This window comes from Streptomyces sp. NPDC001544, assembly GCF_042894285.1.
In the GTDB taxonomy this organism is placed as follows: domain Bacteria; phylum Actinomycetota; class Actinomycetes; order Streptomycetales; family Streptomycetaceae; genus Streptomyces.
The window spans coordinates 13,350-35,676 of sequence record NZ_JBIAVN010000001.1 but is presented as its reverse complement, the minus strand read 5'-3'; the positions used below and the strand labels follow the sequence as shown (position 1 = coordinate 35,676).

Here is a 22,327-nt window from a genome sequence, read left to right as displayed (position 1 = left end):
CAACGTGTACGCGGGCCGATTTCATCCCGCCGCAACATTCGCGTGTGCGGGCGCGCTGGTGGCGGGGCCGACGGGCGCGCTCGGGTGCACCTCGCGCTCGACGCGCGGAAGGATCTCCGGGACGTAGATCCGCCGGATGGCGTCACCGTCGCCGTGGGCCTCCCAGTGGTCCCGGCTCGCCCAGCGCTCGACCAGGACGAAGCAGCCGGGCTCCGCCTGCGACCGGTACGCCTCCCAGGCGACGCAGCCGTCCTCGGCACGGCACAGCGGGCGCATCCGGGCCAGGGCGTCAGCGACCGTGGGGATGTCGGCGCTGTCGGACACCCGGATGAGCACCAACAGATCGAACATCAGTCTCCCTCCTGGGTGGCAGCGGCCTTTCGGGCCAGGGTGGTCAGCCAAGTCGCGGCCGGTGTGAAGTGGTCGCCGAACGAGGCCGCGCGATCGGTGGCCATGCCGAAGTCGGCCGGGCAGGAGAACGGCGACAGGTCGGGGTCCCCGGCCGCGTCCGCCTTCTCGATCACCGTGGCCGTACGGCCCGTGGCCCGCTCCACCGCGGCGCAGACGTCGTACACGTCGACGCGGTCCGGGGAGGCCACGTTCACCGCCCCGGTGACCTCGCGGACGGCGGCGCCGGCGAGGAAGCCGGCGACGTCGTCGGCGAGCGCCAGGGAGGTGCGGCCTGGGGCGGCATGGGCCACCACGGGCCGCCCCTGACGGATCCGGTCGACGTGGAAGCTGAAGCGCCCGGTGAAGTCGTCCTCGGCGGCCAGCACATGCGCCACACGCGCCAGGGTCACCGGCACGCGCGCGTGCCGGGTCAGTGCGGCCTCGGCCTGGCGCTTGCCCTCGCCGTAGTTGGCGCCCAGCCAGGCGGAGTCGTCCCAGGGCAGCTCGGTGTCGTAGGCGTAGGCCGCCGGGTCGAGCTCCTCCTCGCGGGCGAAGGCGCTCATCGGCGGCGCCGGGATCCGCCAGCGGAAGGTGTCCGCGTTGTACACCTCCATGCTGCTGGTCAGGACGAACTTCCCGGCGCGCTCCCCGAAGGCCTCCGCGGCCTCGACGGCGGCGCGTGGGCTGTAGCACACCTGGTGCACCACGGCGTCGAACCGCTCCCCCGCGACCGCGGCGGCCAGCTCGCCGGGGGCGTCGACGTCGGCGCGCAGCCGCCGCACCACCTCTCCGAACGAATCGGGGGTGCGGCCGCGGTTGACCACGGTGACCCGGTGGCCCTCGTCCAGCAGCCGGCGGACCAGCAGCTTGCCGAAGAACCGGGTGCCGCCGATGACGCAGACCTCAGGCATCCGCCACCACCTTCTCCTGCTCGCCGCCCGTCTGACCGGCCGCCTGAGCCCCGGAGCCCGTCGCCCCGGCGCCGGTGGCCGCCCGCTCGTCGTCGCTCTCTGCGGCGTCCTGGGTGTCGGCCGCCGTGTCGGAGGTGCGGCCCGCCAGGCAGACCAGCGCGCACCCGGCGGCCACGGCGGCGGCGACGTACCAGTTCCCGCCCGGCACGCCGAGCGTGCGCGAGACGTCGAAGAGGACACCGGCGAGCAGCGAACCCGCCATGTTGCCGGCGCTGCGGAAGAAGTGCATGGCTCCCATGGCCTTGGCCAGCCGGTCCTCGGGGACCTTGCGGGCGACCCACATGTCGAAGGAGGGCACGAAGAGGATGTCGCCGAGCACCACCGTCAGACAGCCGGCGAACACCCACGCCGCGCTGCGGCCCGCGCCGAACGCGAGGAACGCCAGTGTCATCCCGGCCAGCCCGATCGCCATGACCGTGCCGGGGTCCAGCCGCTTGATGAGGGCCTTGAACAGGGGGTACTGGAGGAACAGGACGGTCAGGCCGGTGACCCAGAAGGGAGCCGCCGGCGCCCAGCCCGGGACGTAACGCTCCATGTGCAGCGGGATGCCGACGATGAAGCCGATCGACAGGAACCAGAAGACGGCCGACAGCAGGAAATAACGGGTGGCGCCGCGCACCTCGACTCCCTTGAACACCGCCGTGCTGAACAGCGGCGGACGGAGCGCGGGGGCGGTTCCGGACGCGGGGGCGGACCGGAATCCGTCGCGGGGAATGAACGCCGAGGACGCGAGGCAGAAGCCGATGAAGATCGCGAACACGACGGTGAACAGCGTCCGCAGGTCCACGTCGACGAGCAGACCGCCGGCCAGCGCCCCGCCGAACAGGCCGACCTGTGCCGCCATCTGGAACGTCGACAGCGCCTTGGGCCGCTCGTCGTCCGGATAGGACACCAGGATGTTCTTCAGGCCGGGGAACGCGGTCCCGGAGCCGAGACCGATGAACAGCGCGAGCACGCTGTACGCGGCCACTCCGCCGGCGAAGCCCATCAGGCCCAGCGAGACGGCCTCGACGGCGGTGCCGGCGAACACCGCCCCGCGCACGCCTATCCGGCCCGCGACACCCTCGTAGAAGAACGTGGCGAGGAGACGGCCGACGTACGTCATGCACATCACGACGCCGGCCCAGAAGCCGCTGTCGGTGCCGCCGAGGGAGGCGACGAAGACGGGGAACCAGATGTAGTTGCCGATGTGGGCGAGGAAGATGCCGGCGTTGACGCCGATCAGGGCTCGTCTGCGTTCAGGGGTCACGGCGCGACCTCTCCTTCCAGGTGGGTCTCCGGGTGCGCGGTCCTGAGGTCCGCGATGGTCCGCGCGATGGCGGGCCGGTCGATCTCCACGCCCCGTACGACGGTGGCCAGCGGCAGGGCCGCCAGGGGGCGGCCCGGGGCGAACAGGTTGTAGGTGGCGCTCGCCCCGACCCGCAGGGGATGGGCGGGCGAGGGGTCGCCCCGCAGTTGGTCGAAGTAGCGGCGGCCGCCGAGCGTGGCCTGGCGGCGCAACGCCTCGTCGAGCGCGGGGTCGTCGCCGCGCAGCAGGTCGAGTTCGCGCAGGAACGAGTAGCCGTGGTAGGTGCCGGTGTTGCCGGAGTCGGTGCCGACCAGCAGGGCGCCCCGGCCCAGCGCCGCGAGCGCGTTGCGGCGCATGTCGGCCAGCGCCGCGGTGCGCGTGTCCTGGCAGCCGAACTCGATGCCGTACGGCTTCTCGATGCCCCGGACGAACTCCAGGTTGCGCGGATCCTGGGTCTCGGCGAAGCCCTCGTGGCCGTACTCGGCGAGGAACTCCTCACCCGTCATGACCATGGGACGCAGGCCGGTGAGGGTGGAGACGAACCGGGCACCCTCGAACTCCGCCCAGTCGGCGGCGTCCAGGGTGCGGTCGCGCATGGTGTGGGCGAAGAGCCGGAAGCCGCACGCGTAGGCCCAGCGGGTCTCCTGGAGGGTGTTGCAGTCGATGACCGCGGTGATGCCGCGCTCGGCGGCGATCCGCGCGGTGAACCGCAGGACCCGCTCCGACAGCCGGGAGAACTTCACGGGGCTGCCCGGTTGCTCGGTGCCGTCGGTGAACATCACCTTCAGGAAGGTGCCGCCGCGCTCGGCGTTGGCGCGCAGCGCGTGGTCCAGGTCCGCCTCGACGGAGAGCATGTGCACCGGCGCCGGGAACTCCACACCGTGGCCGGTGCGGCCGGCCGTGTCGGTGGTCGCGGTGACCGCGTAGCCGCAGTGGACGATCTCCGGGAAGGGCCAGGGGGAAGCCGCTCGGCCGGCCTCCCAGGCGTCGGCGACCAGGGGGAAGCCGAACATGTCCACCACGTGGGTCACCCCGTGGTAGAGGTACTGCAGCGCGACGGTCCGCGGGTCGTCGGCCGTGTCGTCCCAGTTGGCGGGCAGCGAGACGTGGGCGTGGGTCTCGGTGTAGCCGGGCCACAACTCGGGCTCACCGCCCCGGCGGGCGCCGGACGGCTCGATGCGGGTGAAGACGCCGTCCTCGGTGGTGACGTCGAAGAGTGCGCCGACGTCGAGAGCGGGGATCGCGACGCCGGACAGCTCGCGGTGACTCACCGGGCCACCTCGACCCGCATCCGGAGGTCGATGCGGTCCAGGCCCTCCTCGCAGCGCTTGTTGACCTCTGTGCGGTCGGCGCCGGTGAAGATGACGTGACCGATCCAGTCGAAGTTGCTGCGCGACAGGCGGGTGACCTCGGCGCCGGGCTTCTTGTAGGCGAGGGCGCTGTGGAAGCCGGGCAGGTCCGCCAGCCCGTCGAAGCCGATGTGCTCGACCGTGCCCGCCACCGGAGCGCCGAACCAGTGGCCGCCGGCCGTGGTCTCGCCGGGGAAGGGCAGTTCGGGACGCTCGCCCAGGGCCTGCCGGATGACCTCCAGATACGGGTCGACGCCGGAGCTGAGCTGCATCAGGCTCGGTACGATCCCGCCGATCAGACGGCCGTTGACCTCGCACAGCACCGGGCCGTCCGGACCGAGCAGGTACTCGGTGTGGATGAATCCGAAGTCCACGCCGAGTTCGTTCAGCACGCGCGTGGTCATGTCGAACAGCTCGTCCTGGAGCGGGTGGCCGCGGAAGTACGTGGCGCCCATCTCGATGAAGTGCGGGAAGCCGCTCAGCGGGCGGTCGGTCAGGCCGAGGTTGACCACCTCGCCCTTGCCGAGGACGCAGGACTCCACCGAGATCAGCTCGCCGGTGACGAACTCCTCGATCAGCACGTCGGGGATGCGGGTCACGCCACGCCCGTAGTCGGCGACGTCGGCGAGTTCGGTGAGGTAGGCGCGCAGGTCGTCCTCGTCCTTCAGGTGCAGCACGTGCAGGCTGGCGGTGCCGTCGGACGGCTTGACGACACAGGGGAAGCCGATCTCCCGGACGGCGGCCTCGACGGCGGCGGGGTCCGCGGCGTCGGCGACGTGCGCGAAACGCGGCTGGCGGACGCCGCTGCCGGCCAGAGTGAGGCGCGTCAGGTGCTTGTGCCGGGCGTTGCGGGCGCCCTCGACGCTCATGCCCGGCAGCCCGAGCGCATCGGCGACGGCGGCGGTGTGCACGGTGTGGTACTCGCTGTAGGTGGTGACGCCGTGGACCGGCCGCTCGGCGTGCAGCCGACGGGCCAGTGCCGTCAGCTCCTCGATGGAGAAGGCCTCCTCGCTCTTGACGACATGGCAGTTCGGGTGCGCGTAGGCCGCTTCGGTCAGCGGGGAGACGGCGAGGTAGAAGTCGGGGTCGACCGAGACGAGGGTGACGTCGTGGCCGAGGTCGAGGGCGTTGGCGATGCCGGCGATGCCGTTGGGGTTGCATTCGATCATCAGAATGTGCATGTCATGCTCCTTGGCTGGCTCGTTGTGGGGTCGGCGGGGCGGTGGGTGCGAGGGGTGGCGCCTGCGCGGGTCAGGGCCCGCAGGACGGCGGGCAGGTCGAGACCGAGCGCGGCCATGACCTGCGCGTGGTCGCCGCCGTACGACGGCCAGGTGCGGTCGGCCGCGACCGAGGTGATCTCGCAGCGCGGCAGCAGCAGCGCGAGCGCCTCGGCGACACCGCCCTGGCCGCGGTGCTCCTCGACCACCACGAACCGGCTGTGGTGTCGGGCCAGTTCGGCGGCGGCGCGGGTGAGGTGCTCGTGATCGACGTACACCAGGTGCGCGTGGGCGACACCAGGCGTCGCCGTCCTCGCCGCGACGGCGAGGCGGGTGCCCTCCTCGCCGACGGACACCAGGCAGACGGCGTCCGAGTCGGCCCGGAACTCCCAGTTGACAAGGGGCAGCTCGCCTTCCGGCAGGGCGAACGAGGCGTATCGCGCATTACGTCCGGTGCGGATGTAGTGCGGCCGTCCGGAACGCGCGGCAGCCCGGACGACGGCACGCATCTCGGCCTCGCCGTACGGCGCGGCGATGGTGATACCGGGCATGCTGCGCAGGACCGCCAGGTCCTCCAGGCAGTGGTGGGTGGTGCCGAACCAGGCGCCGGAGACACCCGCGTACGGCGCCACGACGGTGACCCCGGCGTTCAGGTAACCGAGGGTCAGCTTCAGGCTCTCGGCGGCGCGCAGCGCCGCGAACGGCGCGAAGGTGCTGACGAACGGCTTGTAGCCACCGGCGGCCAGGCCCGCGGCCATGTCGACCATGGCGCCCTCGGCGATCCCCAGGTTGAAGAACCGCTCCGGGTGAGCCACCTGGAAGGGGTGCCCCTTGCCGCCGAGGTCGGCCTCCAGACAGAGGATCGAGGTGTCCTCGCCGGCGATACGTGTGAGTTCGTCACGGTAGGCGTCACGGCCCGAAAGCGGTGCCGGCACGAACGAGTCGGTCATCGGACGGCTCGCTTCCACTGGGCCGCGCGGGCCGCGTCGATGGTGACGTAATGGGAGTTGGCCCTGCCTTCGACGGCGCGTACGCCCTTGCCCTTCACGGTGTCGGCGATCACAGCCAGGGGGCGGCGGGCAGTGGAACGGTCCGCGGCGAACAGCTCGGCCAGCGCCGCCAGATCGTGGCCGTCCACCTCGGCCGTGTCGAACCCGAACGCGGCGAACCGCTCGGCGAGGCACGGCAGCGGCGAGATGTCCGCCACGAGCCCGTCGTTCTGACCGCCGTTGCGGTCCACAACCAGCACGAAATTGCCCAACTCCTGTGCTGCGGCGACCTGGCAGGTCTCCCAGACCAGGCCCTCCTGCAGTTCACCGTCACCGGCGACCGCGATGCCCAGTCCGCCCCGGCCGCCGATCCGGCGGGCCAGCGCCCACCCGGCGGCGTAGGGGACGCCGTGGCCGAGGCTGCCGGTCGGGAACCGGACGCCCGGCACCTTGGGCCCCGGGTGGCCGGTGTACGGCTCACCGGCCAGGCCGTAGCGCGGCCCGGGGTTCTCCGGCAGGACGCCGCTGACGTACAGCGCCGCGTACAGGCCGGCGGCCGCGTGTCCCTTGCTCAGCACGACCTCGGTGCCGTCGCCGGTCGCGGCCCGGTGCAGGCCCGCGATCAGGATGTCCAGCACGGACAGGCTGCCGCCGAGGTGGCAGCCGCGCGGGCTCGCCGCCATGTCGACGACGAGACGACGGGCTCTGACGGCGCGGTCGGCGAGGTCGGCGAGCGCCTCCGCCCGGACGGCGCTCCGCCCGGGAGCGGCCTCGGCCACGGGAGCGGCCAGGGACTCGGTCGCGGCGCTCATGACCGGTCCCCCTCGGCCCCACGGCTGCCGTCCGGCACTGCGAACCAGCGGTTCACCGCGTCTGCCAGCAGCGAGCGCGCGGAGCGGTACTCCATCGCGCCGATACGCTCCTCGTCGGTGTGGTCGAGGGCGGAGTCGCCGGGCCCGTACGCCACCATCGGCACGTCGTGCCAGGTCGTGGCCAGGGTGTTCATGTCGGAGGTGCCCTTCTTCACCACGAACCGGGGGCGGATCCCGGCCTCCGCGAACGCCCGGGTGAACGCCTTCACCAGCGGGCCGGTGCGTCCGCTCTTGTGACCGGGGGTGGCGCGCAGCACCTCGATGTCCACACCGTCGCCGGCGTGCGCGAGCGCGACGGCACGCAGCGCGTCGAGGTCGACGCCGGGCGGGACGCGGAAGTTGAGGATCCCGGTGGCCCGGTCATGCTCCCGCCCCCGCTCGCCGGTGAGGTCGATCACGGCGCTCAGCGCGTCCGGCGACGCGTCGTGGACACCGGCGCGGATCTCGCCGAGGACGGCGATCAGCCGGTCCGGCGCGGACACCGCGTCCATGCCGGCCGAGTGGCCGGTGGGGACGGAGGCGGTCACCTTCAGCTTGAACAGACCGAAGTAGCCGAGGGTGAGGGTCCCGGAGCCGCTGGGTTCCCCGACGACGACGGCGTCGGCCGGGTGGTGGTCGCGGACGTGGAAGGCGCCCTTGGAGGAGGAGATCTCCTCCTCGACGGCACCGACCACGACCAGCCGGCCGTCCTCGGGGATGTCGGCGTGCGCGAGGACCTCCAGGAAGACGGCCAGGCTGCCCTTGGCGTCGACGCTGCCGCGCCCCCACAGCTCTCCGTCGCGCCAGTCGGCGGGCCATATGTGCGGCACCGTGTCGAGGTGGCCGAGGAGCAGCAGCCGCCGGGAGCCGTGGCCCCGGGCGGCGACGAGGTTCCCGGCGGTGTCGATGTGGGCGTCCATGCCGCGCTCGCGGCACCACTCGACCAGGTAGGCGGCGAGTTCCGCCTCGTCTCCGGAGACCGACGGCACGCTGACGACGCGGGTCAGCAGCGCGAGGTCGGCGGCGGGTTCGCGGGTGGGCCAGAAGCGGGTGCAGCCGGTGCCCTCTCCCAGGGTGTGCGGTCCGGTGATGGCGACGTCGGCGGCTCCGTCCAGGGCGATCTCGGCGGCGCGGACCTTCTGCCGCATCCTGCCCCCGGCGTAGCGGGCGCCGTCGCCCCGATAGGCGTCGGGCAGCGTGGAGCACGGGTCGCCGGGGTCGGTGAGCAGCCCCGCGGTGCCGGTGACCAGCCGTAGGTGGTCGGCTCCCAGGGCGCCGGCGAGGACCGCGGCGAGCACGTCGGCGTCGACGTTCAGCGGGGCTCCGCCGGCGGCGTCGGCGACCGGCGGAGACAGGCAGACGACGTCGTACGCCTCCAGCAGGGCGGTGAGCCGTGCCGTTTCGGCCGTGACGGGGACACCGGCCCGGTGGTCGCGGACCAACAGGGGGCGGTCCTCGGCGGACAGCGCCTTCAAGGGCCGGTTGGCCCGGCCGGTGACCAGGCGGCCGCGTGCGGCGACGGCGGTGAACACGCTCAGCCCGAGGGTGGTGAGGCCCTCCTCCACGGCGGGCAGGGTGACCCGCTCGTAGGCGTCGACGAGGTGCGCCATCTCCTCGGGCGGGCAGTAGCGGACCTCGTCGCCGTTCGCGAGCCGCAGCCGGAGCTCGGGGCGGCCGATCTTCGCGTAGTGGCGGGCTATGCCGGTGGCGCCCCCGGCGATCAGGAGCACCCGGGCGCCGCGCGCCACCAGGCCGGCGATCTCCTTCAGGACGAGCCCGCGGTCCAGGGTCGCGCTGCCCGCCTTGACGACGTACAGGGGGCGGTTCATGGCGACACCGCCGTGGTGGGCAGTCCGGCCGTCTCGGGGAAGCCGGAGATCAGGTTCATGGCCTGGATCGCCTGCCCTGCCGCGCCCTTGATGAGGTTGTCGAGGGCGGCGACGGTGACGCACTGACCGTCACGGACGGCGATGGCCACCTCGGCGACGTTGGAGCCGACGACCGCCTTGAGCATCGGGAAGTCCTGCGGTGCCTTGGGCGCCGGGCGGACCCGGACGAACGGGCGCCCTACGTACGCCTTGGCGTAGGCGCGCTTGACGTCCAACGCCGCTACGCCGTCGCGCAGTTCGGTGTACGCGGTGACCATGATGCCGCGGGCGACGTCGAGACTGTGGGTGGAGAAGCGCAGGTTGACGGCGGCTCCCGTGAAGTCGGCGAGGGCCTGCCGGATCTCCGGCGCGTGCCGGTGGCCGTGGAGCTTGTGCACGCGGAAATTGCCACTGCGCTCGGCGGGCGGCTCACCGACCCCGCGGCCACCGCCGGTGGAACCGGTCTTGGCGTCGACGATCACCCGGTCACCGACCAGTGGCTCGCCAGGCGCGAACAGCGGGTAGAGGGCGTAGATCGTTGTGACGGCCATGCAGCCGGGCAGGCTGATGAACCGGCTCTCCGGCACCGCGGCGCTCAACTCCGGTATGTAGTACGCGAAATCCTCCAGCGGCGGGTGGGCGGCGGTGGCCGGGTAGTGGGTGCGGACCTGCCCGGCGTCGCGCAGCCGGAAATCCCCGCCGAGGTTCAGCACCCGCTTGGCGCGCTCGGCGATCCGCGACAGCCGCTCGGGCAGCGCGCCGGTCGGCAGACAGCCGAAGGCGATGTCCACGGGCTCGATGTCCGCGAGGTCGGCGAGCGGCCGGAAGCTGAGGCCGGCCGCGCGCGGGTGGTTGCGCAACCAGGGATGGACGCTGCCGATCGTGGCGCCCGCGGCACGCTCGGCGGAGAGGAACGCGAGCTCCACGTGCGGGTGTTCGAGGAGGAGGCGGATCACTTCACCGCCGGTGTAGCCGCTGGCGCCGATGACGGCGACGCGGATCCTGTCGTCCGGGGAGGACTGCGCGATGTCAGCCAAGGCGGGCCGCCTTCTCGTACGGGCGGAGGTAGTCGCGCGTCTCGACCAGCTTGCGGATGGCGTCCGGACGCCGGGCGACCTTCCGGAAGGCGTCGGCGTAGCGCAGGATGCGCTCGTACTCGACCGGGGAGCGCAGCTCACGGCAGAGCACGAGGGTGGAGTCGAGCATCCCGAGGGTGACCGGGAAGTCCTGCGGGCGGTGGTCACGCACAGCGGCCGGGTTGAGTGTGAAGGGGTAGCCTCCCCCGAAGCCGTCGCGGTGCTGGAAGGGCAGGTGACAGGGGATCGGGGTGTTCTGCCACTCGCGGGCCGGCACGCCCTCGGCGACGAGCAGCTCGTGCACCGCCTCCTTGACCGCGAACACCGGCAGGTCACCGAGGCCCACGGCCTCGGGGTGCAGGGTGGCCCGGTACATGTTGTAGGCGTGGGTGTGCCCGTCGGGCACGTGCGGCGGGGTGAACAGGCCGGTCTCGCGCAGCGTGGCGCCGAGCAGCTCGGCGTTGCGGGCGCGGATGGCGTCGTAGTACGGCAGGCGCCCCAGCTGGCTCGTCCCGAAGGCGGCGGCGACCCAGGACATGCCGTAGTCGATGCCGTGCCGTTCCAGGTACGCGGCGGCACGGTCGTACGCGTCCCGGGTGGCGAAAAAGGCGATGCCGCCCTCGCCGCCGAGCGGGAAGTTCTTGTCGGCCATGAGGCTCTGGCCGGCCGCGTCACCGAAGGAGCCGGCGACCTGCTCCCCGATCTTCGCGGAGTGGGCGTGCGAGGCGTCCTCGACCAGGGCGATGCCGTGGCGGTCGGCGAGGGCGCGCAGCGCGGGCACATCGGCGGGCAGACCGTGCACGTGCACCGGCATCAGCGCCCGGGTGCGGTCGGTGATCGCGGCCGCCGCGGCCTGTGGGTCCATGCAGTAGGTGACCGGATCGATGTCGACGAACACGGGGATCGCGTGAGCGGCGACGACGGCCTGGGCGGTGGCGATGAAGGTGAACGCCGGGACGATCACCTCGTCGCCGGGCTGTACGCCCGCGCCGACCAGGGCCAGGTGCAGGCTGGAGGTGCCGCTGGCAGTGGGCAGGGCGTACGCGGCGCCGACGTAGGAGCGGTAGGCCTCGGCGAAGTCGGCGACGACCTTCTCGGGTGTCTGGCGCTGGGCGAGGAGCAGGTTGAACACGTCTTCCTTGGTGATGACCGGGAAGAGCGTGCGGCGCAGCGACTTGGGGATCAGCGGGTCGCCGCCGAGGGCGGCGAGCTCGCTGTCGAGTTCGGCGGCGTCGGGCAGGGGCAGCGGTGCGGCCGGGAAGTCAGTGATCATCAGTGGGCTCCGGAAACGGCGGCGGGGCGCGTCGCATGGGTCAGGGCCATTCGCAGGCAGGCGGCCACCAGCGGGCTGAGCCGGTAGTTGAACTGGACGCCGGGCACCAGGGAGGCGTCGGCCTCGTCCTGTGTCCACATCGTGCGCAGGTCGTAGGCGCCGAAGATCTTCAGGCGCTCGGCGCGGGCCCAGATCCGCTCGTCGTCGGTCAGAACGGCGGCGGCGGGGCCGAAGCCGAGGCCGGTGAGGTCCACGACCAGCACGGGGGCGGTGGCCTCGGCTGCCAGCTCGGCCAGGCGGTGGGCGTGGGAATGGTCCACGGCGATGTGGTCGTACGCCGCCGGGCCTTCCTGGGCCGTGACGGTGACGCCGAGCCAGTTCACGAACGCCTCGGTTGCGGCGTCGGCGCCGGGCAGCCGGATGCTGTCGCCGTGGCCGATGCCCTGGCCGGCGAGGGCCGCGTGGACGGCTCCGGTGCGGCTGTTGAGCAGGACGGCCTTGGCGCGTCCGGTCTGCTTGGTCAACAGCCTTTCGAGACCGGGCAGTTCCCGGTCGCTCTTCTCGATGCTCATGACCACGCCCGAGGTCAGGACGCGGGCGAGCACCGTGGCGTTGTCGAAAAGATCCATGGTGTGGGACTTTCTCCGGTCTGCTCCGGTGACGATCGGCATACGGCCCCGGCGGTGGCCGGCCGGCTTCCTCGGCGGCCGGCCACGCCCGGTGACCGTGGGGTGCGCCCCGAAGGGGCGCGGGGCTGCAGGGAACATGCCGCCCCGCCGCGCGGGCCGGCCGGCCAAGGCGGCGCCACGGACGGACACGCCGCAGACATGCGGACACGCGGACGGCGCATCGCGGCACAACCCGGCGGAGTGCCTACGCAGCGGTCGGTTGCGCCTCCGCGAGGGCGAGTTGTCCGCTGACGTACGCGGCCAGGTGGGCGGCCACGTTCACCCCGTGCTTACGACGAGCGGGCGAACTCGGGGTTGGCGTTCACCTCCAGGACGAGCAGTTCCCCGGTGGTCCGGTCCTCGACCAGGTCGACTCCGTAGAAGCCGGGGCCGAGGATGTCGACGATCTGTCCGCAGAGCTTCTCGGTCTCGGCGGTGATCTCGACGCGCCGCACGGTGGCGCCGAGGTGCGTGTTGGTCCGCCAGTCTCCCGAGACGCGTTCGATAGCCACGACGGGGGTGCGTCCCACGACGACCACCCGCATGTCGTGACCCGGCTTGTCGACGTACTCCTGGACGACGACGGGGAACAGCTTCCCCGCCGCGTCGGCGGATTCGCGGCCGCCGGCCCATGCCTCCACGCACTCGGCGTTGGCCATCTTCGTCACCCCCCGCCCCCAGGACCCGCTGACGGGTTTGACGACGGCGGGCAGGCCCAGTTCGGCGACGGTGGCCCGGACCTGGTCGTAGCTGTAGGCGTGCCGGGTGACCGGGTGCGGGATGCCGTGCCGGGCGAAGAGCAGCGCCTGCAGCCCCTTGTCGTTGCAGGTCTCGATGGTTGAGGCGCGGTTGAGGGTGGGGATGCCGGCGTGTTCGAGCCGATGGGAGACGCCGATGGCGTCGCGGTGGGAGAGGTTCCGGATCAGGGCGAGGGCGGGGGGGTCGATCCGACCCGCCACCACGTCGGCCAACTCCTCCCTCAGCAACGGACGTGCCGCCAGCCCCGCGGCCCGCAGCGCCTCGAGGAGCAGCTTCTCCTCGGGCCGCAGCATCGTGACCGAGACCAGGACCTGGTCCGAGGCGGTCACTCGCCCCAGTCCTCTTCCACCTCAGGGGCGAGGTCCAGGCGGACGACCGCGTCGGACTTCTCCACGACCTCGTGCTCCTGGCCGCAGGCCGTGCACTCGGTGATCTCCCCCTTTTCCCAGTCGGCACGCGCCTCGATTTCGGTGTCGCAGACGAGGCACTTCGGGGCCGTGACTGCAAGGGTCATTCTTGGAACTCCTTTTCATAGGGCCATGCGAAAAGGCCCGTACATCTCAGAAAGGCATGCAAAATGCCCGGACTGCCGATTCGGTCACGGGTACTGCACTGGCGGGGCGTTGCCTCCCGGAGGTCGGCGAGCAGATCAGACCCAGCGATCGTCACCGGGCGCGGTCGCGACGGCCACCGTGTCGCCGGCGGTCGTCCCGCTGTGACCGGAGGCGGCGGAAACCCCGGAAAAGGCGATTACCGCGGCAGCGATCCCACCCATCACTCCGGCAACACCGCGAACGAACGAGATGCGCTTCATTTCCAGATCCCCCTGGATGCTTTCCGGCAGCCCTTCCTTCGGTACTGCCGTACACAAAAAGAATGCTCCCCGAGGCACGCTTGCCGGAAGCGGCTTCAGGGTTCATGATCATGCGTTGCATGACTCAGAAGGGGGACGGTGCCATGTGTGAAGAAACGGACATAGGCGGAACTGGCGACCATATAGGTCTCTGCTCCGAGGGGGTGGAGTTCTACCGGCGCGCCTTACTCCGCGGGAAAACCGCACGGGATGGCGCCCCCCGATGCCTGGACGCGCTCGGCCTGCTGGCGCCGGCCGTGGGCGACCGGCGGTCCGTCGTGCCGGTTCCGCCCGAGGTGGCCGCGGCCGCGCTGACCCATCCACTGGAGCAGCGGATCCTGGAGCAGCAGCAGGCCGTGGCCGCGGTGCACGAGACGATGGCGCAGGTGGAGAGCGTCTACCGGGACATGCGGCGGCAGGACAACGGCGCCGTCCAGCGACTCACCGGAGCGTCGCTGATCACCGCCGCCATCGACGATGCGGCCCGCTCCGCCCAGCACGAGTCCCTCACCGCGCATCCAGGGGGCGGGCGACCCGAGCACCTGCTCGTCGAAGCCCTACCGATCGCCTTGGCGGCTCGCGAGAGGGGCGTCAAGCAGCGCACCCTGTACCAGCACACGGTGCGCAGCCACGGCCCCACGCTCGACTACATCAAGGCCGTCACCGAGGTCGGCGTCCAGGTGCGGACGGTGGACGAGGTCTTCGACCGGCTGCTCATCTACGACCGTTCCGTCGCCTTCATCCCGGACAAGGAGAAGGAGCACCGCAACCACGCCCTGCGGGTCACCGACGTCGGCGTCGTGCAGTTCCTCGTGTCGGCGTTCGAGCACACCTGGGAGCGGGCCGAGCCGGTCGTCTACGAGCAGGACCAGCAGCGGCCCCGGCTCCTCACCAACGAAACCCGGCTGCGCGTCCTGCGGCTCATGGTGGACGGCTACACCGACGCCGCCATCGCCAGCCGGCTCGGCATGAGCACGCGCAGCGTGGCCAGCCATCTCAAGAAGGTGGCCGACATGCTCGGCAGCAACAGCCGCGCGCAACTGGCCTATCTGACCGCGCAGAGCGGCCTGCTGAACGACGTGGCACACCCGTCGAGCCGCGCCGCGGACCGGCAGACCGGACGGGGCCTGCCGGACCGGTGAAGCCTCAGGCGATCCGTACCCGCAGGTGGTAGAAGCGCGTCGTCTGCACCGCGTTCTGGTTGTCGTCGCTGACCAGCAGCACCTTCAGGCGGCCCTTCGCCCGGCCCGTGACCGCCATCCCCTCGATGTTGTCGAGGAGGGGGTTGGGCTGGGGCTGCCTGGCGGTGGCGCCCAGGCTCGGGCAGGTGGCGATGTCGGTGAGCAGGGTCTTCCTGATCAGGCGGACGCCGGCCTGACCGGTCAGGTTCTCGATGCCGCTGGTGTCGGTGGCGCGGCGCGGGTCGGCCAGATAGAGGCGGACCGTGTTGCCGACGCCGGAGGTGAAGCCCCGCTCCAGGACCAGCAGACGGCCGTCGGGGGTCGCCTGCACCTCGGGGACGCCGAGTCCGGGGTCGGTGCGGTAGGCGTACTGGGCGCCGAGCCCGAAGTGGTCGTCCTTCGTCCGCCGCCAGGTCTGGAAGCGGACGATGCCGGCGGTGTCGCCGGAGAGCGCGTACTCCATGGACGCCAGCAGGGTGCGCCCGCCGGGGAGCAGGGTGAGTCCTTCGAAGGTGCCGTTGGACTGGGCGCGGCCCGCCGGGGCGACCTGGAGTGCGCTCGGCACGGGCAGCCGGTCGAGGATCTTGCCCTCGCGGGAGTAGCGGCGTACGGACGGCTCGGTCTCGGAGGTGATCAGGCGGGTGCCGTCCCGGTCGACGACCAGGCCCTCGGAGTCGAGCGCGGCGCCGTTCTCGTCGGCGAGGGGGACGACGGCCTTCGGGGCGAGCGTCCTCGCGTCCAGGGAGAACAGGGACGAGCGGTCGGAGAGGGCGGCGAGCGTGCCACGCCGGTCCACGGCGAGGGCGGAGAAGTTGCCGACGAAGGTGCCCTGGTACGTCGTCTTGTCGAGCGCGTCGGAGAAGCGGTCGATCGAGACGGCGGGCGAACAGGCGTGGCTGTCGGCGGCGTCGGCAGGCCCGGCGGCGGACAGGCAGGTGGCCGCCGCCAGGCCGGCGGTGAGCGTGGCGAGTACGGTTCTCAGGCGCATGCCGGTCACCGTAGGACGGTCCGGTGACCGGCGGGAGACCGCCTCGTGAAGCGTCGGCCCCTTTCGGTGACCGGGCGTCAGCCCTGTTCCGGCACCGCCACGAAAGCCTCGCGGGGCGTGCTGGTCGGGGTGTAGGTGGTGACGCCGGACGTGGTCGGCACCAGGTCCTTGTGGATGGCCTTGGCGACGTTCTGGATGGTGGTGACGCCGTAGTCCATGGTGCTGTTGTCCTGCGTCAGCACGGAGATCATGTAGTCGTGTCCGGCGCCGTTGAAGGTGCCGAGGCTGTGCACCCGCCAGCCGTGCGTGGCGCGCTGCAGCCAGCCGTTCTTGACGTGCACGGCGACGGTGGACGGCGCACCGGCGGGCGTGCCCCAGCGCTGCGAGGAGATGACCTGGCTCATCAGCTTCAGGATGTACGCGCGGGAGTTGTCGCTCAGCACCGTGTTCTTGGCGGTGACGAGCTGGAGCAGCTTCTGCTCGTCGGTGACGTTCTCCTGGGTCAGTCCCCAGTAGCCGTCCGCGCCGGGCGTGGTCTTCGTCATGCCGGCGGCGGCCAGGAAGCCCTTGATCTTCGTCACGCCGAGCTGCTTCCACAGCCTGGTGGTCGCGGCGTTGTCCGACTGCGTGATCATCGCCTTGGCGAGCGACTGCTCAGTGGTCGTCAGGTACCGGTTGTGCTTCTTCGCGTCCCACAGCAGCGTGGCGAGGACGGTGACCTTGACGGTGCTGGCCGAGTCGTAGGACGTGGTCGCGCGCAGGGTGCAGGTCGTCTTGGTGGAGCGGTCGTAGAGACCGACGGCGACGGTGCCCTTGCGGTTCGCGAGGGCCGCCGTGATGTCCTTCTGCAACTTGTCGGCCAGGCCCGCCTTGGCGGACGTACAGCTGACCGTGGGGGTCGTCGCGGCGGCCGGGGTGGCGGCGACGACGCCCGGTATGAGCACCGCGGCGCCGACAACGGCCGCCAGCACTCGGGCCCTTCTGGAATTCCGGTGAGTCATGCATCTGATGACTCACAGGTTCGAGTGAATGGTTGTACGAAGACGGCTGATCGTTGGGCAAAGCCTGTACGGCGAGTCGGCCGACGGGCATGACCGGCCCCTGCGCGTATTCACAGGCGGCGGCCAGGTGCGCCACAGCCCTCACCCACGCCCGCCCGGCAGGCTGCGCCCGTGACATCTGCCACCGATCCACATCCCCGACCGACCGTGACCCCTGAGCCGTCGGCGCCCGCCCCGCGCGCGGCGGCCACGGAGGCGGCGCCCCGCTGGTCCCTCCCCGCGCTGATCGCGATCATGATCCTCGCGGCGGTGCTCTACTCCTGGAACCTCTCCGGTTCCAGCCTCAACAGCTTCTACAGCGCGGCCGTCTACAGCGGAACCAAGAGCTGGGAGGCGTGGTTCTTCGGCTCGCTCGACGCGGGCAACTTCATCACCGTCGACAAGCCGCCGTTCGCGCTCATGATCATGAGCCTGTCCTGCCGGATCCTCGGCTACGGCACCTGGCAGATGATGGCCCCCGAGATCGCGGCCGCACTGGGCACCATCTGGATCCTGCACGCTTCCGTGAAGCGGGTCTTCGGGCACGCGGCGGCCGCCATCGCCGCGCTCGTCCTGGCGCTGACCCCGATCACGGTCGCCATCGACCGGGACAACAACCCCGACACCGTCCTCGTGTTCCTGATGGTCGCCGGCGCGGCACTCGCCCTGCGCGCCACCCGCGACGGCAGGCTGCTGCCGCTGCTCGGCTCCGCGGTCTGCTTCGGGCTCGCGTTCAACACGAAGATGCTCCAGGGCTACATCGCCCTGCCGGCCGTCTTCGCCGTGTACGTGTACGCGTCGCGGCTCGGCCGGCGGAAGAAGGCCGTGAACCTGGCGCTGGCCGCCGTTGCCCTGGCCGTCTCCAGCTTCTGGTGGGCCACGGCCGTGTCGCTGGTGCCCGCCGACGACCGGCCGTACATCGGCGGCTCCACCGACGGCAGCGCCTGGAACCTGATCATGGGGTACAACGGCCTGGGCCGCGTGTTCGGCGGCGAGGGCAACGGCGGCGGTGGCGGGGGCGGGGGCGGCACCTTCGCCGGGACCGCGGGCATCGGCCGGATGTTCAACGACATCCTCGGCGGGCAGATCTCCTGGCTGATCCCCTTCGCGGCGATCGCCTGCGTCGGCGGCCTGGTGCTGTGCGGCAGGGCCCCGCGCACCGACCTCACGCGTGCCGCGCTGGTGCTGTGGGGCGGCTGGCTGGGCCTGCACTACCTGACCTTCGCCATGGCCGAGGGCACCATGCACCCGTACTACACGACCGCGCTCGCCCCCGGTATCGCGGCCCTGACCGGTGGCGGCGGCGTCATGCTGTGGCGTGCCTTCCGCGGCGGTGACGCGCGCTGGTCATGGGTGCTGCCCGCCGGACTCGCGGTCACCGGGGTCTGGGCGGTCGTGCTGCTGCGCCGGGCCTCCGGCTGGAACACCTGGCTGTGGCCGGCCGTCGGCGGGCTCATGGTGCTGGCCGTCGTGGGCCTGTTCGTCTTCCGTTCCGGCAACCGGGCACGGCTGCTCGCCGCGTCCGTGGCCGCGGCGATCGTGGCGGCCCTCGCCGGCCCGACGGCGTACGCCGCCTCGCCCGCCTTCGCTTCCTCGGGGGGCGGGGGCATGGGCGGCACCAACCCGACGGCGGGCCCGTCCACCGGCAACGGCGGCCCCGGCGGGGGCGGTCCCGGCGGGGGCCGGGGCGGCTTCGCCGGCGGTCCCGGCGGCGGGATGCCCGGCGGTACCCGGCAGGGCGGCCAGGCGGGCGGTGAGCTGCCCGGCGGCGGACAGCCCGGGCAGATGACGCCCGGCGGCGGCGAAATCCCTGAGGGCGGCGCGCCTGGCGGCCAGGCGGCCGGTCAACCGGGCGAGCAGGGTGGTGAGTTGCCCGGTGGTCGGCGCGGCGGCTTCGGTGGTGGTGGCATGGCGGGCATGGGAGGCGCCGACAGCGGGCTCGTGTCGTATCTGGAGAAGCACCAGGACGGCGCCAAGTGGCTGCTCGCGGTGTCCGATTCGCAGAGCGCCGGACAGCTGATCATCAGCACCGGCAAGCCGGTCATCTCCATGTGGGGCTTCACCGGTTCCGACCAGGCGATGACCCTGGCCAAGCTGAAGGAGCTCGTGAAGAAGGGCGAGCTGCACTACATCCAGCTCGGCGGCGGAGGTATGGGCGGCAACAGCAGCCTCGACCAGCAGATCACCGCCTGGGTGGAGAAGAACGGCACGGCGGTGAAGGAGAGCGCGTACGGCAAGAGTTCGTCGTCGAGCACACCGTCCAGGTCCACCGGTTCGTCGAACTCCTCCAGCACGTCGACCGTCTACCGTCTGGACCCGTCGGACGTGAGCTGACGCCCCAGAAAGTGCGACTAGTTCGCTCACACCGGTGATGCCGATCTTGTCCCCGGGCGTGTCCCCGTCGCCGGGCACGAGCATGGCGAAGCCCCGGCAGTTCCGCCGGGGCTTTCCGTCCGCCTTCTCCGGAGAGCCCCATGACGCTTCGTTCCTGGTCCCTCGCCGCCGTCCTCACGCTCACCGCCCTGGTGCTGCCGGCCCAGGCGGCGTCCGCGCGGGCCGCCGCCCCGCCCCCGTGTCCGGACGGATCCGTGTGCTTCTGGAGCGGGGAGGGCTTCAGCGGCAGCTACTGGGAGTGGACCGCCCGCAGCGGCTACCGCGACATGCCGTCCTTCCTGCACGACCACGTCGGCTCGGCCGTCGCGAGCACCAAGGCGTGTTTCATCAACTGGGACCCGGTCGAGAAGCGGGACGTCTACAACGGCGACTGGCGCTCCCGCTACCTCGGCGACTTCGGCGGCCGTATCGACGGAGTGGGTCCGGGCTACTGCTGATCCCGGGCGCCGGTCCCGTCAGTCCAGGTGCGTCGGCGCGAACATCCGCAGTACCGCCGGGAGCACGACCACCGAAGGCCCCGGTGAGGCCAGTGCCTTCGCCAGGTCCGCCTGCAGGGTCTCCGGCGTCGTACGCACCCCCGGCACCCCGAAGGACTCCGCGAGGGCCACGTAGTCCGGGCGGGTCAGTTCCGTCGCCGTGGCCTCGCCGAACGCGTCGGTCATGTACTCGCGCAGGATGCCGTAGCCGCCGTCGTCAACGATCAGCCAGGTGATGTCGAGGTCGTACTGGCGGGCCGTGGCCAGCTCGGCGATCGAGTACAGGGCGCCGCCGTCGCCCGACACCGCGAGCACCGGGCGGGTCGGGTCGGCGGCGGCCGCGCCGAGTGCCGCCGGGAAGCCGTAGCCGAGGCCGCCGGCGCCCTGGGCCGAGTGCATGGTGTTCGGGCCCTGGGGGTCGAAGGCCGACCAGGCCCAGTAGGCCAGGATCGTCATGTCCCAGAAGGACGGGGAGCCGGCGGGCAGGGCCCGGCGGACCGACGCCAGCACCTCCTGTTCCAGGGTGAGTTCCTGGGCGGCGATCCGTTCGCCGACCTTCGCGAGCAGTGTGCCGACCCGCTCGCGTGCCGTCTCGTCGTCACGCTCCTCGACCGTCTCCAGCAGCGCCTGGAGTGCGAGGCGCGCGTCGGCGTGGATGCCGAGCGCCGGGTGGTTGGACTCCAGCTTGCCGAGGTCCGCCTCGATCTGGATCACACGTCCGCGGGGCTTGAACGTGTGGTAGTTGGAGGACAGTTCACCGAGTCCGGAGCCGACGACGAGGAGGACGTCCGCGTCCTCCAGGAAGTCCGTCGTGTGCCGGTCCTCCAGCCAGGACTGGAGGGACAGGGGGTGCGTCCAGGGGAACGCGCCCTTGCCGCCGAACGTCGTCACCACCGGTGCCTGGAGCCGCTCGGCGAGCCGCCTCAGCTTGCCGGAGGCGTCCGCCCGTACCACTCCCCCGCCCGCGATGATCGCCGGCCGGGTGGCGCGGGACAGCAAGTCGGCTGCCAGGGCGGTCAGTTCGGGGCGCGGGGGCAGTTCGTCCGGGGTCGCGTCCACCGCCGTCACCACCGGCAGGGCGGTCGGCGCCAGCAGTACGTCCTGCGGGATCTCCACCCACACCGGGCCGTGCGGGGCGGTGAGCGCCGACTTCCAGGCCGCCGCGATGGCCGACGGGATCTGGGACTGGGCGCGGACGGTGTGGACCGACTTGACCACACCCCGGAACGAGGCCGCCTGGTCGGGAAGTTCGTGCAGATAGCCGTGCCGGCCGCCGCCGAGGCCCGCGGTCGGGATCTGGCTGCTGATCGCCAGGACGGGCGCGGAAGCGGCCGCCGCCTCCTGGAGCGCGGCCAGGGAGGTGAGGGCTCCCGGGCCGGTCGACAGCAGCAGCGGCGCGGCCTCGCCGGTGATCCGGCCGTACGCGTCCGCCGCGAACCCCGCGTTGTTCTCCACTCTCAGGCCGACGTACCGCAGCGCGGACCGCCGCAGGGCGTCGAACATGCCCAGCGCGTGCTGGCCGGGCAGTCCGAAGACGGTCGTCGCGCCCAGCCCGGCCAGGCTCTCCACGACCAGGTCTCCGCCGCCTCGGCCGGGGGGAGGGTTCAGCGCGGCCTCCGTCTGGGCGGGCGTCGGGCGGAGTACCAGGTCGTGGTCGTGGGTCACTTGGCCGCCTTCTCCTGCTTCGCCGCCGCGATCTGCCGGGTCATGATCGTCGTCAGTTCGTACGCCGTGTGCGACGCGGCCACCGACGTGATCTCCGCGTGGTCGTACGCGGGGGCCACCTCGACGACGTCCGCCGACACCAGGTTGCAGGATGCCAGCCCGCGCAGGATCTCCAGCAGTTCGCGGGAGGTCATGCCGCCCGCCTCCGGGGTGCCGGTGCCGGGCGCGTGCGCCGGGTCCAGGCAGTCGATGTCGATGGAGATGTACAGCGGGCGGTCGCCGATGCGCTGGCGAAGCTGGTCGGCGACCTCGTCGGCGCCCCGGCGGTAGATGTCGGCGGAGGTGACGATGCCGAAGCCCATCTTCTCGTCGTCGGTGAGGTCCTGCTTGCCGTACAGCGGGCCGCGGGTGCCGACGTGGGAGAGGGCGGAGGTGTCGAGGATGCCCTCCTCGACAGCCCGGCGGAACGGGGTGCCGTGGGTGTACTCGGCGCCGAAGTAGGTGTCCCAGGTGTCGAGGTGGGCGTCGAAGTGCAGCAGGGCGACCGGGCCGTGCTTCTTCGCCACGGACCTCAGCAGGGGCAGCGCGATGGTGTGGTCGCCGCCGAGGGTCATCAGGCGGGCGCCGGTGCCGAGCAGTTCGTCGGCGGCGGCCTCGACGGTCTCCACGGCCTCGTTGATGTTGAACGGGTTCACCGCGATGTCCCCGCCGTCCGCGACCTGCGCGAGGGCGAAGGGGGAGGCGTCCTGCGCCGGGTTGTAGGGGCGCAGCAGCCGGGACGCCTCACGGATGGCGTTGCCGCCGAAGCGGGCACCCGGCCGGTAGGAGACACCGGAGTCGAACGGCACGCCCACCACGGCGACGTCGGTGGTGCCGACCTCGTCGAGGCGGGGCAGCCGCGCGAAGGTCGCCGGTCCGGCGTACCGCGGGACGCGGGAGGAGTCGACGGGGCCGCGGGGCGTCTCGTTGCTGCTCATGGGTACTGCCTTCTTCCTACGCTTCGCCGCACATGCGGTTCTTGTTCTGCGCCT

The 22,327-nt window shown here is 71.9% G+C and carries 21 protein-coding genes; 3 read left to right on the top strand and 18 right to left on the bottom strand.

The window, feature by feature from the left end; genetic code table 11:
• Positions 1-21 precede the first annotated feature (21 nt).
• The 14 genes from ACFY0F_RS00165 to ACFY0F_RS00100 all read right to left on the bottom strand — a co-directional run bounded on the left by ACFY0F_RS00165 (position 22) and on the right by ACFY0F_RS00100 (position 13,513).
• Entirely contained in the window at positions 22-351 is a 330-nt protein-coding gene (locus ACFY0F_RS00165; RefSeq protein ID WP_388786547.1) for a putative quinol monooxygenase, read from the bottom strand.
• A complete protein-coding gene (locus tag ACFY0F_RS00160) occupies positions 351-1,301 on the bottom strand; it encodes an NAD-dependent epimerase/dehydratase family protein (protein WP_388786544.1) in 951 nt (316 codons plus the stop codon). The genes ACFY0F_RS00165 and ACFY0F_RS00160 overlap by 1 nt, the downstream gene beginning before the upstream one ends.
• Complete coding sequence (locus tag ACFY0F_RS00155; RefSeq protein ID WP_388786541.1) at positions 1,294-2,610, bottom strand: MFS transporter; 1,317 nt, start codon at positions 2,608-2,610, stop codon at positions 1,294-1,296. Before ACFY0F_RS00155 ends, ACFY0F_RS00160 begins: the two co-directional genes overlap by 8 nt.
• Positions 2,607-3,920 carry a hydrolase gene (locus ACFY0F_RS00150; RefSeq protein ID WP_388786539.1) on the bottom strand — a complete coding sequence of 438 codons (1,314 nt, stop codon included), beginning with the start codon at positions 3,918-3,920 and terminating at the stop codon, positions 2,607-2,609. Before ACFY0F_RS00150 ends, ACFY0F_RS00155 begins: the two co-directional genes overlap by 4 nt.
• Positions 3,917-5,179 carry an ATP-grasp domain-containing protein gene (locus tag ACFY0F_RS00145; RefSeq protein ID WP_388786536.1) on the bottom strand — a complete coding sequence of 421 codons (1,263 nt, stop codon included), beginning with the start codon at positions 5,177-5,179 and terminating at the stop codon, positions 3,917-3,919. The genes ACFY0F_RS00150 and ACFY0F_RS00145 overlap by 4 nt, the downstream gene beginning before the upstream one ends.
• Positions 5,167-6,165: a transketolase family protein gene (locus ACFY0F_RS00140; RefSeq protein ID WP_388786534.1), complete on the bottom strand. Its 999-nt coding sequence runs from the start codon at positions 6,163-6,165 to the stop codon at positions 5,167-5,169. Before ACFY0F_RS00140 ends, ACFY0F_RS00145 begins: the two co-directional genes overlap by 13 nt.
• Positions 6,162-7,016: a thiamine pyrophosphate-dependent enzyme gene (locus tag ACFY0F_RS00135; RefSeq protein ID WP_388786531.1), complete on the bottom strand. Its 855-nt coding sequence runs from the start codon at positions 7,014-7,016 to the stop codon at positions 6,162-6,164. Before ACFY0F_RS00135 ends, ACFY0F_RS00140 begins: the two co-directional genes overlap by 4 nt.
• Complete coding sequence (locus ACFY0F_RS00130) at positions 7,013-8,884, bottom strand: M20/M25/M40 family metallo-hydrolase (protein ID WP_388786528.1); 1,872 nt, start codon at positions 8,882-8,884, stop codon at positions 7,013-7,015. The genes ACFY0F_RS00135 and ACFY0F_RS00130 overlap by 4 nt, the downstream gene beginning before the upstream one ends.
• Complete coding sequence (gene argC, locus ACFY0F_RS00125) at positions 8,881-9,960, bottom strand: N-acetyl-gamma-glutamyl-phosphate reductase (RefSeq protein WP_388786525.1); 1,080 nt, start codon at positions 9,958-9,960, stop codon at positions 8,881-8,883. The genes ACFY0F_RS00130 and argC overlap by 4 nt, the downstream gene beginning before the upstream one ends.
• The gene (locus ACFY0F_RS00120) at positions 9,953-11,272 is read right to left on the bottom strand and encodes a DegT/DnrJ/EryC1/StrS family aminotransferase (RefSeq protein ID WP_388786522.1); all 1,320 of its coding nucleotides are present in this window, start codon (positions 11,270-11,272) and stop codon (positions 9,953-9,955) included. The genes argC and ACFY0F_RS00120 overlap by 8 nt, the downstream gene beginning before the upstream one ends.
• On the bottom strand, positions 11,272-11,901 hold the full coding sequence (locus ACFY0F_RS00115) for a degT/DnrJ/EryC1/StrS aminotransferase (protein ID WP_388786519.1): 630 nt from the start codon (positions 11,899-11,901) through the stop codon (positions 11,272-11,274). Before ACFY0F_RS00115 ends, ACFY0F_RS00120 begins: the two co-directional genes overlap by 1 nt.
• 329 nt (positions 11,902-12,230) lie before the next feature.
• Positions 12,231-13,028 carry a RimK family alpha-L-glutamate ligase gene (locus tag ACFY0F_RS00110; RefSeq protein WP_388786516.1) on the bottom strand — a complete coding sequence of 266 codons (798 nt, stop codon included), beginning with the start codon at positions 13,026-13,028 and terminating at the stop codon, positions 12,231-12,233.
• A complete protein-coding gene (locus ACFY0F_RS00105) occupies positions 13,025-13,213 on the bottom strand; it encodes a lysine biosynthesis protein LysW (protein WP_388786513.1) in 189 nt (62 codons plus the stop codon). The genes ACFY0F_RS00110 and ACFY0F_RS00105 overlap by 4 nt, the downstream gene beginning before the upstream one ends.
• A 135-nt stretch (positions 13,214-13,348) precedes the next feature.
• Positions 13,349-13,513 (bottom strand): hypothetical protein, encoded by a 165-nt coding sequence (locus tag ACFY0F_RS00100; RefSeq protein WP_388786511.1) that lies wholly within the window; start codon positions 13,511-13,513, stop codon positions 13,349-13,351.
• A 296-nt stretch (positions 13,514-13,809) separates the two neighbouring features.
• On the opposite strand from ACFY0F_RS00100, the gene ACFY0F_RS00095 reads away from it, so the two are divergent.
• On the top strand, positions 13,810-14,694 hold the full coding sequence (locus ACFY0F_RS00095; RefSeq protein WP_388786509.1) for a LuxR C-terminal-related transcriptional regulator: 885 nt from the start codon (positions 13,810-13,812) through the stop codon (positions 14,692-14,694).
• A 4-nt stretch (positions 14,695-14,698) separates the two neighbouring features.
• Here ACFY0F_RS00095 and ACFY0F_RS00090 read toward each other — a convergent pair whose 3' ends face one another.
• Together ACFY0F_RS00090 and ACFY0F_RS00085 are read right to left on the bottom strand one after the other, a co-directional pair.
• A complete protein-coding gene (locus ACFY0F_RS00090; protein ID WP_388786506.1) occupies positions 14,699-15,721 on the bottom strand; it encodes an esterase-like activity of phytase family protein in 1,023 nt (340 codons plus the stop codon).
• A gap of 77 nt (positions 15,722-15,798) precedes the next feature.
• A complete protein-coding gene (locus ACFY0F_RS00085) occupies positions 15,799-16,722 on the bottom strand; it encodes a serine hydrolase (RefSeq protein WP_388786503.1) in 924 nt (307 codons plus the stop codon).
• Positions 16,723-16,893: 171 nt separating this feature from the next.
• Here ACFY0F_RS00085 and ACFY0F_RS00080 point away from each other — a divergent pair, with 171 nt between their 5' ends.
• Both ACFY0F_RS00080 and ACFY0F_RS00075 read left to right on the top strand, forming a co-directional pair.
• Positions 16,894-19,095, top strand: a complete 2,202-nt coding sequence (locus ACFY0F_RS00080) for a glycosyltransferase family 39 protein (RefSeq protein WP_388786500.1) — start codon at positions 16,894-16,896, stop codon at positions 19,093-19,095.
• A 140-nt stretch (positions 19,096-19,235) separates the two neighbouring features.
• Entirely contained in the window at positions 19,236-19,592 is a 357-nt protein-coding gene (locus ACFY0F_RS00075) for a peptidase inhibitor family I36 protein (protein WP_388786497.1), read from the top strand.
• A gap of 18 nt (positions 19,593-19,610) precedes the next feature.
• Here ACFY0F_RS00075 and ACFY0F_RS00070 read toward each other — a convergent pair whose 3' ends face one another.
• Both ACFY0F_RS00070 and speB read right to left on the bottom strand, forming a co-directional pair.
• The gene (locus ACFY0F_RS00070; RefSeq protein ID WP_388786493.1) at positions 19,611-21,296 is read right to left on the bottom strand and encodes a thiamine pyrophosphate-binding protein; all 1,686 of its coding nucleotides are present in this window, start codon (positions 21,294-21,296) and stop codon (positions 19,611-19,613) included.
• Positions 21,293-22,273 carry an agmatinase gene (speB, locus tag ACFY0F_RS00065; protein ID WP_388786490.1) on the bottom strand — a complete coding sequence of 327 codons (981 nt, stop codon included), beginning with the start codon at positions 22,271-22,273 and terminating at the stop codon, positions 21,293-21,295. The genes ACFY0F_RS00070 and speB overlap by 4 nt, the downstream gene beginning before the upstream one ends.
• Between the last annotated feature and the right edge of the window lie 54 nt (positions 22,274-22,327).